This is a genomic window from Salicibibacter cibarius, assembly GCF_016495725.1.
GTDB lineage: Bacteria > Bacillota > Bacilli > Bacillales > Marinococcaceae > Salicibibacter > Salicibibacter cibarius.
In genome coordinates this window covers 309,833-321,936 of the sequence record NZ_CP054705.1, presented here as the reverse complement: position 1 = coordinate 321,936, position 12,104 = coordinate 309,833, and the positions used below count along the sequence as shown (strand labels likewise).

The following is a 12,104-nucleotide window of genomic DNA, read 5'->3' as shown; positions in this document are numbered from 1 at the left end:
CCTTTTCTCACGTGAAGTATTAAGAACTTAGTTACTATTAGGCATTCCTCTTACACCTAAACCCCCGTCACTTTCTATAACTGTACCAGTAATAGCTCTAGATTGATTCGATGCTAATAAAACATAAGCGCCGTTATGATCTTCTGCTTTTTGGGCTAATTTTAAAGGGTTTCTACTTTCAATAAATTTTTGTCGCGTTTCAGGATCGATCGTTTCCACGACATCCTGCAAACTTGGAATAGCCGCAAGCTTTGTTATAGTTCCTCCTGGGGACACTCCATTGACACGAATTTCAGGCGCCAGTTCATAAGCTAACTCACGAACAAGCCCAAGCATCGCATGCTTACTAGCTGTATAGATGGGACCACCACCATTAGGATAAAAAGAAGCATTTGAAAGTGTAAAAATGATGTTTCCATTAGTTTTTCTTAATTCTTCGTAAGCTGCCTTAACTCCTAGAAGTCCTCCCTTAACATTAATATCAAAAATGGAAGAAAATGCTTCATCCATGCGGTTTTCAGGGAGTTTTTCCAATGACACAAAACCATCAAACACACCGGCATTTGAAACAAAAATATCTAATTTCCCAAATTTCTTAACTGTTTCCCGGACTGCTTCTTGGTGACTGGTATATTCTGATACATCACCCGAAATCGTTATAGTTCTCTCACCAAACTCATTTTGCAAAGACTCTAACTTGGTTTTCGACCTTCCTACAATACAAACATTGGCCCCCTCTTCTAAAAACCTTCGTGAGACAGCCTCTCCGATTCCTGCAGTGCCTCCAGTAACAATCGCAACCTTCCCCTTCAAGTTCTCCATTTTTTACAATCACCCTTTAAAACAATTTATTACTTTGGCTTGTTGTGGACGTACGAGTCGTTGTAATCTTAATTAGACACAGAATATATTTGATATGTCGTCTCTTATCCCCAATGAACGTATTTTTTTCGAACGATACCAACAATACGGTCAATGATAAATCCTACAATTGATATAACAGTAACAACTGCAAGAACTTGATCTTGTCGTAATGAAGCCTCCATAAATGTTAGTAAATTTCCAAGACCTTCTGTTGAAGTAATCATTTCTGTTAATACAGCTACAACGAATGCAAGCGGAATTGCGATCCGAAAACCTGTAAAAATTGAAGGCATCGTTGCGGGCAGTGTAATTTTCCAAAACATTTCCTTACTAGAAGCTCCCATGTTTTGCCCAGACCATAAATATACATTGTTCACTCTTTTAGCCCCAAAATAAGTAGAAATGACAATTGGAAAGAGACATTCGAGAAAAATTAGAAATATCTTGGATCCAGAACCAAGACCTATTACGAAAACAACTATCGGATAAAGCGCAACCCTCGGAATAGGATATCCAATTGAGAAAATTGGCTGCATTAATCCGTCAAAAAACGGATGCTTACTCATATAGATTCCTAGAAAAACTCCAATAACAGCAGCTAATGCAAATCCAATGAAAAGTCTATATAGCGTAGCTCCTAAGTCTCCCCACAACACTCCGGAACTAGCTAATTCAAATATATTTTGTATTATAAGTGTCATACTTGGGAACAATCGCTCTGGGAATATACCTGACATAGCAACTATCTCCCAAACTACCAGAAGCAGAAAAACCGAGTAATAATTATTTATCCAATTTTTTAGTTTATCTACCATTCGCGAATACACCTCAATTTGCCCACCATAAAATACGGGAACGAGTAAACAACAAAATTCGATCACACCATAGACCAAGTAAGGCAATAACGAAAACCGCTGCAAACATAATATCCGTCCGCCCAAACATATCTGCATTTAGGATCATCAATCCGAGACCACGATCATTCGCTGAGCCTATGATCTCTGAGGAAAATACCATCATAAAAGTGAGCGCTAGTGAAATTCTATATCCGTCGAAAATCTTTGGGAGCGCTGCCGGAAAAATAATTTTTTTAACAACGTTTAAGTGGGAGCTCCCCATATTACGTGCGGACCAAATTAAGTATTTATTAACTGTTCTTACACCATCAGCTGTATTAATGAAACATGGGAAAAAGGCTGTCAAAAAGATAATAAATATACGAGTGAAATCATTCAGTCCGAACCAAACAATTAAAACTGGAAGCAACGCGACTTTAGGAACAGGGTTTCCTAAACTTATTAACGGGTCAAAAAACCTCCCTACAGGTTGAAAGTAACCTGCACATATTCCCAATATGGTTCCACATACAATAACGAGTATAAATCCTGTTAAGGATCTGTATAAACTCATTCCCGCATCGATAATTAACTCTCCGCCAAAAATGGACTGTAATAGAAAAGTACCAATTTCAATCGGATTAGAAAGATAATCGTTTATCAAATTGGCGCTTGATAAAAACTGCCATAATGCAAGTACCGCGGCAATTTCAATCGCTATAATCATTTTCAATTTAGAATTTGATTTAAGCGTTCCAATATTATTTTGCATGTGAAATTTGTCTCCCCAATTGAGAATAATTTGTCTCAGGTGAATAATCATGAAGAAGATCCCAAATGTAATTTCGATATTCAACAAAATCCGGAGATTTTCGGATTGAAATATCACGAGGGCGATCCAAATCGATTTTAACAAGTTCTTTTATTTGTGCCGGCCTCTTCGAAAAAACAGCAACAACATCTCCTAAAAAGACAGCTTCATCAATATCATGGGTTACAAATAATACACTTTTCTGGGATTCTGACCAGATCCTTTGCAGTTCAACTTGCATAGTTTCTCGTGTTTGAGCATCCAAAGCGCCGAAGGGTTCATCCATTAAGAGTACATCTGGATCGAAAGCTAAAACTCTAGCTAAGGAGATACGCTGTTTCATGCCGCCAGAAAGTTCTGAAGGCATACTGTTTTTAAAGTCCTCCAAATTAACTAATTTCAGAAAACGCTCAACAATTTCCTGACGCTCTTTTTTTGATTTCTTTTGTACTTCCAGCCCCCATGCGACGTTGTCATAAACATTCCTCCAAGGAAAAAGGGCTTCTTCTTGAAACATCATACCTCGATCCGGTCCTGGTTTAGTTACCTTGTTTCCTCTAATTTGTATTTCACCATTCGTTTCTGGGATAAAACCTCCAACAATATGCAATAATGTACTTTTCCCACAACCACTTGGTCCTACAAAGCTAACAAATTGACCTTCCGCAACATCAAGATTGAAATCATCAATAACTGTTATCTTTTCTTTATTTTTTGAAAAGGATTTCTCAACATTGTTAATTTGAATAGCTGGCAATGTTTTATTCATTTGCATCTCCTTTTTCTTATTGCATTTAATGAATTTACTACCTGTCTGGAAGATAGGACATATCAACAATAGATTCTAAATTAACGCGGTCTTCAATCCACTCTTCTTCAAGGATGAGGTTTTGTACCTCTTTCCAAGATTCAAGATTGATTTCTCCAGTTTTAGAACGATCTGAGTCCTCCATTTCAATATAATCTTCCGGGTCTGCCTCAACAGCGCCAACGTCTAACAACAGTTGCCTCATCTCTTCTTGATTATCTAAATAATATTCGGTGACAGCTACATAATCAGCAAGGAAATCTTCTACAGCCTCTTCGTTTTCAGAAATAAATTCCGGATCCATAAACAGCACTAAGAAGTCTTCGTTAATAGGTACGCCAGTTTTCGAATTAAACACTTCTTCGTACTCCTCGTTGTTATTTTGTGTCATTTCAAAAAAAGGTTGTGCAAACATCCCTATATCAATTATGCCTGCTTCAAGGGAGGCTGTCATTGCTGGGGCTGCTATATTTACCCATTCAACATCGCTATCAGGATCTAATCCGAGATCCCGAACAGCTGCCCGACCCCATAGATCAGTTGGAGACATATAATCTGGAATGCCTATGACTGCTCCTTCTAGTGCTTCAGCTGTATATTCTAATTCGGAGTCTGCCATCGTAAGAAACTTATGATTATAGCCTTCCTCCACTGAATCTTGTACAACACTAGCCAATACTGTCAAATCAACACCTTGTTCAGATATCATCAATGCGGCTCCTTGACCAAGTGTACCTCCATCTATCTCACCAGCTTGGTAAGCATTTATACGGTCGGCATTTGCTTGAAAAGAAGACATATTTAGTGTATAGCTTTCACCTAAATTAGAGGCTACTTCTGGAAGATGTTCAACTAAATAAAGTGGTTCTTCTGTAGAAATACCATGACCAATATTAATTTCAACAGGTTCTGATGAAGTGTTTGTAGGAGTGGAATTATCAGAAGAAGTGCATCCTGTACCAATTCCGAGTAATAATAAAATAACAAATATTGGGGATATAAAAATATTCGATTTATATCCTTCCATCTTATAACCCCCTTAAACTATAATAATCAATTTATTTGAGGTTTTGAAATAATTAGCAAGGGCTCAAAAATTACTTTATTTAATTAAGTTATGAACGCCCCTCCATGGCTGAGCATAGATTAACCTAAAGAGAGACGTCCACATGTTTAAAGCATTTAATAGACAAAATACTGAAGTCATTACATTATTTTTCTTTAATAATGGCTTCTCTTTCTTTAGCGCGCTCTTTTCGCACTTTTTCCAACTCGCTTCCTTCTGGATACGTCGGAATATTTGGCTTGTTAGCTCCAAGCATGACGAGCATTAATGCTTCTTCATCACCGATATTTTTGATACCTCGATATACACCTGGCGGGCTACTGATACAATCTCTTTCATTCAGTTCAATTTCATGAGTTTCACTGTAGCTATCTTCTTGAATTAATGCTTTGACTTTTCCTTTTAAAATAAAGAATACTTCCTCTACGTCATCGTGGTGGTGCAAGGGGCCAATACATCCCGGTGGCAGTACCATCGTACTTAATGTAAAATGTTCAGCTTCAATAACATCAGGATCATTATTTGCCGTAGCTCCTCGTCCGATATAGCGCATTTGCGCTCGCTGGTAGGCTGGATCGATCTCTTCTTGAAATTTCAATACATTCCAATCCAATTTGCGATCTTCAAGCCTAGCTACATACTTGTCTTCAAATTCCTTAAGTGAAAAATTTGTCATTTAAATTCCTCCCTTTTTTCCTGTTTTTCTGAGATTATTAATTCATATATAAAATAGTGTTTTATATATGGTAATATGATAGCTTGCTGACAATTAATTGTCAAGAACTTTTTTGAAGCGTTTTCATATATGCAAAAACATAAATAAATAAGAATATATATAATCACTGAAGAAAAGGAAAGGATCTGTCCTTTTGGACAGACCCACCCACCACTTGCTCGACTTCATATTGTAATTCTATCAGTTCCTTCATACCAGTCACCCCTATACGTATTATTCAGCCGTCATTTGATCAAGCCAGTTCCTAAAAAATAATCTTGCATTGGCTTCATTAAATTTATTTTCATAAACAATACCTGGTCCAACAAAATCTTGTAATTGCTCCTTAAGCATGCCCATTGTGTAATATAAAAGATGTATTCTCCTGAACATGGTATACACCTTTACTATTTTGCGTAATATCTGTTAAGTTCTCCGAATCATCTTGTTCAAATATACCTGATGCTCCGAATGTAAGTGAATTCATTTGTTTTGATAGTTCCTTCCATTCTTTCGTTGCATTTTTTTCTACGAGTTTCCATTGCGTAATTTCAATTTGATCCTTTTGGCTACCAAAGTCACATACTCAACTTTCGGAGCAGAAAATCACAGGTAAACCCTTATAAAATTAGGATTTGTAGCAGATTTTTGTCCAAAAAAGCAAAAAACACCCTGTTCTTTGGTAAAATAAAGGCACCACACCAAAACCAAAGAAAGGATGTTTTCTGTGGTTTCAATGATACCAAATTCTGATCAAGGTAACCAGCAACAATCTCGCGTGACGCACTTTTTCAAACAGGCTAAAATTGGTACGTTTTTGCACCAATCCAATATCCATAAAGAAAAAGGATTTTCTGCCCTCGTTCTTGTACAATTTATCTTTTCCCTCGTTCTGCAAGGGAAGAATCTTTATCGGACGCTCGAGTCCGGCCGCCTTCCGGATGCGCCGGAAAAGGATGCCGTGTACGACTTGATGAAACGCGCAACGTATAACTGGCGAAAATGTCTCGTCTTGGTGAGCGCGCATCTCATTGAGACCTACCTCCGACCATTGACGGATCGCGATGGTGTGTTGATCGTCGATGACTCGAGCTATGACCGTAATCGCAGTAAAGCCGTCGAACTCCTATCACGTGTCAAAGACCACAGCACAGGCGCCTACTTTAAAGGTTTTCGCATGCTTACGCTTGGTTGGTCGGATGGTGCGACGTTTCTGCCCTTGGCTTTTTCATTGCTAAGTTCGAGAAATGAAAAAAACCGTTTCCAGGAGGTGAATCCGACCATCGACAAACGAACGGTGGGTTACCGCCGCCGACAAGAAGCACTGCAGAAAGGGACGGAAACGTTGTTCACCTTGCTGGATGACATCAATCCTGTGAAGCTTGGCGCTAAAACGCTCCTTTTCGATAGCTGGTTTGCGTATCCTTCGATCATCAAACGCGTAGTTACCCAGTATCCCCTGGATGTCGTATGTATGATCAAGCGATCCCCCAAGATTCACTACACCTACGAAGGGGAATCCTATACGTTGAACCAGCTTTACCAAAAAGTGCGCAAGAAACGAGGCCGGGCAAAAATCCTTGCTTCCATTCTTGTTGGCCTAGGTTCGGATGAAAATGGACGGGAGATTCAAGCTCGCATCATCTTTGTTCGTGATCGTAACCGTTCGAAACAGTGGTTAGCCATTCTCACGACGAACCTGGATCATACCGAAGAAGATACTGTTCGCATTTATGGTAAACGCTGGGCCATTGAATGCTTTTTCAAAGTGACCAAATCTCACTTGAGATTGGCCAAGGAATTCCAATGCCGCAGTTATGATGCGTTAACTGCGCACACATCAATTGTTTTTCTCCGCTACATGATGCTCGCTGTGAGCTCGCGGGAGGAAGAAGATCCTCGCACGATTGGTCAGCTGTTTTTCATGTGTTGTGATGAGATAGAGGATCTTCGATTTTCTGAAGCCCTTTTGATGATCCTTGATGTTTTAGGCTCGATGCTGGCGGAAGAACACTTGCTCACGGACGAGCAAATTCAGCCGTTTTTGGATCGCTTGTTTGATAACTTGCCGGAATTTTTGCGAAAACCGTTACTTTCTCGAGGGTGAATTAGTCTTAAATCCCTTTATATCAGTGGTTTACGAGTGTTAGTCATGTCCGAAAGTTGAGTCACATAGTTGTATTTGAAATTTGTTTTCCTTTAAAATCCATAGATGATATTAAAATCATCATATGTGGGGATACACAAACAATCATATTTTTTAATTTCTCTAAAATTCCCCATTGGTTGTCACTTATATAGAATGAACTAAAGTTTTATTAAGCAAATTGGAAGGATTTTCACCCATCACATGTCGAATATTTAAATACCCTGATTGGACGGTGATTTGTGATGAAATCCAATATAGAAGAGTTGCAAGAAGTTGAGCATAGGCTTAAACACGAACAAAAACGACGGATGTATGAACGGTATCAGACCATTCGTTTGTACCTGAAAGGATATTCCGTTAAGCAAATGACGACCATTCTCAACCGATCGGATAAAACAATCCGAACGTACATTAAATCCTATGAAGAACATGGACCCGATGGTTTGACCATGAAATTCTCAACGGGAAAGCCGCCTCGATTAAATGAAGAACAACAGGCTCGATTAAAACAAATCATCATTGACTACCTCCCTCATGAGGTTGGGTTTCCGGCTAAATTTAATTGGACGCTAGAGCTTATTGCTTTGTACATCAATCGCGAATTCGGGCATGAATACTCCATTCGCGGTGTATCGAAAATGATGCATCGATTAGGATTGAGTTACACCAGGCCAACGTATACGCTGGCTGCAGCTGACGAAGAAAAGCAAAAAGCATTTGTCGAAACCACCTTTCCAGAGGTAAAAAAATGGAACAACGGCGAAATTGATCATATTTTGTTTGAAGATGAAAGCATGATCCGTGATTACCAGGCGTTGCAATCGACATGGTTTGCCAAAGGAAAGCAACGAATCATTAAAACGACCGGTAAACATCGGGGTGTGAAGCTTTTGGCTACGGTCGATGACGTCACCGGAGAAACCGTGTGGCAAGAAGAAGAGCAATATACAATTTCTCGCCTTCCTAAAAAAAGTGACAGAAGCCTATCCAACGGGAAACATTGTCATGATTCTAGACAATGCAAGGATTCACCATGCCAGGTTGCTTGATCCTTTTCTACAAGAAATGAATGGAAGATTGACATTTACATTTTTGCCTCCCTACAGTCCACAACTCAATATTGTCGAGGGACTCTGGAAATGGCTGAAAGCCGACGTCATCAATAATGTTTTCTATCATACCGTAGCTGAAATTCGCAAGAATGTCGGTACGTTCATGGAAAATATTGATCCCGTGAAAGTCATTGACCGACTGTGTGTAAGAATGGAATCAGGCGAAATTCTAGAAGGTCTTTAGTTCAACTTATATAGATATTACTTCTTCAACAATGTTTCGTAGTGATTCTTCATAACTCACCAAAAAATAGACCCGATTTTTGTCTCAAAAAGCCGAGGATAAATGATTAATATACTGCTTTGAACGTTGTGAAAGAATTTCTGGTACGTATACTACGCTAAAAGTTGTAACCGTCGAACATGCCAACTTTGCACTTGAAAAAACAGAAACCATTAACGGTCCCCTGAAAATCTCAGGGGACCGTTTTTCATGACAATTATTTATCTCGTTTTCTGCGGCGAAGGATTTCCTCTAATGCATCCATAACATCATTATCGGATAGGTCTTTTTCCCGTTCATCGTCGGATTGTTCTCTCGATGATTCGGTAATGTCTTCTCCTTGTTCTTTTCCGTCTTCACCGGTTTCTTCTCTCTCGTTCTCATCCCCCTTTGGAGGTAAATCTCTAGCGTAGACGATGTCTCCTTCAGGTGTCATATACTTCTTGTTCATATTGCGAATTTCAGGGTCCACAAAGCTGTAGATCACCGGGATAACAAAGAGCGTTAAGAAGGTACTGCTGATTAAACCGCCGATGATAACGATTGCCATCGGTTGTTGAATTTCCGCGCCTTCACCGATACCCAAGGAAAGTGGGGTTACTGCTAAAATCGTACTGATGGCCATAATTAAAATTGGACGGGCACGGTCTCTAACAGCGGTAACCAAGGCATCATAGGCTCTCATTCCCTGTGCTTTTCTCTGATTGGCATAATCGACAAGCACGATAGCATTGTTTATGACGATCCCGGTAAGGACAAGTATCCCTATCAAAGCGACAATGCTAACAGGGGTTTGCGTGATTGTGAGTGCCAGCATAACGCCGACAACAAAGAACGGAACCGTAAACATGATCACAAACGGATACTTAAAGGATTCAAACTGGGCGACCATCACGAGGTATATAAAGATAACCCCGAGCACGAAGGCAAGCACCATACTTCCAATCGCGTCATCCAACATTTCCTGGTCTCCGCCTACGACATACTCGGCGTCGTCATCAAGCTCATAATCGGCTACAACGTCCTCGACAAGCGGAGTTATATCCCCCAAATTATATCCACTGCCAAAGACGACATCAAATTCAACCGAAGGAATCCCATCGGCACGCTCGATGGTCGCGGGTGATTCTCCTTCTTCGATATCGGCTACATCTGATAGCGCAATGTTGTCGCCATCTTCGTTTTGGATCGTAAGCGATTCAAAGTTCTCGACGCTTTCCGTGATTTCGTCCTCTCCACGAACGTTTACTTCGTGTAGGTCCGTATCATTTGATTGGATGGTCGTCGCTGTTACACCCATTGTTTGTTCATTTACACTTTCGGCGATTTGAGCCGGAACAAGCCCTTCCTCTCTGGCAGCTTCATCGTCGATGAACACCTGCAGCTCCGGTGCTGTTTCCTCCAAGCTCGTATCGACCTGGTTAATTTCGGTTTCCTCTTCCAGTTCATCAACCAGATCTTCCGCAGTTTCTTCCAGACGCTCCTGATCAGGATCATTAATCGAGAAGACAAAAGTGTTCGGATCTCCCATCGCTGCCTGAGACATCACGTTAACGTCTATTTCAGCATCTGTATCGATGTTTTCAAGATCACTTTCAACCATTTCCGAGAGTTCCATTGTATCCATATCCCGGTCATTTACCGGGACCAAATTAATCATTATCTCGGCAATATGGCTTTCTTCATTTAAGCCTTCATCCATGGCACTGGACCCGATCGTACTCAAGTAATTCTCGATTTCAGGGTGATCGTCAATTTCTTCTTCAATGTCTGCAACGGTTTCTTCCGTTTCGTCCAGTTGTGTGCCAAAATCATGTTCGACCTCGACCATAAATGAGCCTTCATCCGCATCAGGCATGAATTCCAGCCCGGCAGTTGTCAGTCCGTATACACCAGTGGCAAACAGGAGTAATGTGATAGTAACAACTACGAATCGACGCCTAAGTGCCCATTTGGCTCCCTTTTCTACAAAGCCGATCAGGCGAGAGTTACTTTGGCGCTCTGCTTCCGTGTTTTCCGATGGCGTGCGTAACACTCGACTGGCAATCATCGGTACGATGGTAAGCGCGACAAACAAGGAAGCAAGGATACTAAAGGACACAGCTAAAGCCAGCGGAGTAAATAAATCTCCGACCAACCCTGTAATAAAAACAACCGGGAGGAAAACCGCGATCGTCGTCAGCGTTGATGCGGTAATAGCTGTCCCCACTTCTTTCGTTCCTTCATAGGCTGCCTGTTTCGGCGATTTTCGCATCGATAGATGGCGATAAATATTCTCGATCACGACAATGGAGTTGTCTAACAACATCCCGATCCCGAGCGCGAGTCCTCCGAGCGTCAACATATTTAAACTCATGTCCGCAAAATAAAAGAGGGCAAAGGTGACAATAAGGGAAAACGGCATGGAAATCCCTATGATAAAGGGTGTTTTTAAATTGCGTAAGAAGGCAAAAAGGACAAGCATCGCCAGGATCCCGCCTGAGACTAACATGACGGCAACATTGTCCACGGCGTCTTGAATAAATTCTCCTTCACTGTAAAGCGTAACGACCGATAAATCTTCATAAGCATCCTCTTGCAGCAACGTCGACAGTTCATCGTTGAATGCTTGTTCCAATTGGGTCGTATTTGCATCGGACTCTTGCATCACACTAAACTGCATGGCGGAATCCTGGTTCACTCGAGTAATGGCATCCTCATCGTCCGTTGTAAAAGAAATATCGGCAACATCATCGAGCGTGATGTCGTCCCCGGTTTCAGGGTCTATGGAGACAACGAGCTCTTCCAGGTCTTCCTGGTCCGTCAGCTCACTTAATACACGCGTCGTAATATTACGGTCTTCATCTTCAATAACGCCACCGGGAACGGCAACATCATGCCCCTGGATCATGTCAACAACATCGCTTTGTTGCAAATTGGCATCATTTAAGTCGTCCTGATTGAGCGCAACTTCATATAATTCAGTGAGGGAACCGGCTTCGTTGATGTCTGCAACACCATCTACCCGGGACAACTCCTGTTGCAAGTCGAGTGCGTCGTCTTGAAAATCGCTGACCTCATCACCGTTGGCGGAGACGGCTAGCTGCATGCTCGGGAGCATGGAAGGGTCAAATTGGATGAACGACGGTTGACCGGCATCATCCGGAAGATCTGCCTGTGTAATCGTCGATACAATATCCGTTTCAACATCATCAATCGACGTGTCCTGGCTGAATTCCAAAATGATAATCGAGGAGCCTTCAGCCGATTGGGACGTCATATCCTCCAAACCGGAAGTAGCGGACAATTCCCCTTCAAGCTCTTCGGTCACATCACTGAGGACTTCTTCCGGACCGGCCCCCTCGTAACTTGTCGCCACCGCGGCCACAGGAGTCTCAACATCCGGAAAAAGATCAAGTGGTAAACGAGTTAGGGAAACCATGCCGACAATTAAGAACAAGAGCATGATCACAATCGTAAATTTTGGTTTTCGGATTGAGAAATTGGATATTTTCACGTTTTGCCTCCGTTTCTCCATAGG

General features: G+C 41.2%; 8 protein-coding genes and 1 pseudogene. 2 read left to right on the top strand and 7 right to left on the bottom strand.

Annotation, left to right across the window (positions count from 1 at the left end; translation table 11 throughout):
• Positions 1 to 27: 27 nt before the first annotated feature.
• The 6 genes from hcaB to HUG15_RS01670 form a co-directional block, all read right to left on the bottom strand.
• The gene (gene hcaB / locus HUG15_RS01695) at positions 28 to 822 is read right to left on the bottom strand and encodes a 3-(cis-5,6-dihydroxycyclohexa-1,3-dien-1-yl)propanoate dehydrogenase (protein WP_200126638.1); all 795 of its coding nucleotides are present in this window, start codon (positions 820 to 822) and stop codon (positions 28 to 30) included.
• 104 nt (positions 823 to 926) lie between these two features.
• Entirely contained in the window at positions 927 to 1,679 is a 753-nt protein-coding gene (locus tag HUG15_RS01690; RefSeq protein ID WP_200126637.1) for an ABC transporter permease, read from the bottom strand.
• A 13-nt stretch (positions 1,680 to 1,692) separates the two neighbouring features.
• Positions 1,693 to 2,472, bottom strand: coding sequence for an ABC transporter permease (locus HUG15_RS01685; protein WP_200126636.1), 780 nt, complete (start codon positions 2,470 to 2,472; stop codon positions 1,693 to 1,695).
• Positions 2,462 to 3,280, bottom strand: coding sequence for an ABC transporter ATP-binding protein (locus HUG15_RS01680; RefSeq protein ID WP_246516458.1), 819 nt, complete (start codon positions 3,278 to 3,280; stop codon positions 2,462 to 2,464). The genes HUG15_RS01685 and HUG15_RS01680 overlap by 11 nt, the downstream gene beginning before the upstream one ends.
• 37 nt (positions 3,281 to 3,317) lie before the next feature.
• Complete coding sequence (locus tag HUG15_RS01675) at positions 3,318 to 4,346, bottom strand: ABC transporter substrate-binding protein (protein ID WP_200126634.1); 1,029 nt, start codon at positions 4,344 to 4,346, stop codon at positions 3,318 to 3,320.
• 184 nt (positions 4,347 to 4,530) lie between these two features.
• On the bottom strand, positions 4,531 to 5,061 hold the full coding sequence (locus tag HUG15_RS01670) for a cupin domain-containing protein (protein WP_200126633.1): 531 nt from the start codon (positions 5,059 to 5,061) through the stop codon (positions 4,531 to 4,533).
• Positions 5,062 to 5,836: 775 nt separating this feature from the next.
• Between HUG15_RS01670 and HUG15_RS01665 the strand changes: the two genes are divergently transcribed.
• Together HUG15_RS01665 and HUG15_RS01660 are read left to right on the top strand one after the other, a co-directional pair.
• Positions 5,837 to 7,207 (top strand): IS4 family transposase, encoded by a 1,371-nt coding sequence (locus HUG15_RS01665; protein WP_246516607.1) that lies wholly within the window; start codon positions 5,837 to 5,839, stop codon positions 7,205 to 7,207.
• A 281-nt stretch (positions 7,208 to 7,488) separates the two neighbouring features.
• A pseudogene (locus tag HUG15_RS01660) lies at positions 7,489 to 8,545 on the top strand (IS630 family transposase).
• 256 nt (positions 8,546 to 8,801) lie between these two features.
• On the opposite strand, the gene HUG15_RS01655 reads toward HUG15_RS01660, so the two are convergent.
• Positions 8,802 to 12,080 carry an efflux RND transporter permease subunit gene (locus HUG15_RS01655; RefSeq protein ID WP_200126629.1) on the bottom strand — a complete coding sequence of 1,093 codons (3,279 nt, stop codon included), beginning with the start codon at positions 12,078 to 12,080 and terminating at the stop codon, positions 8,802 to 8,804.
• Between the last annotated feature and the right edge of the window lie 24 nt (positions 12,081 to 12,104).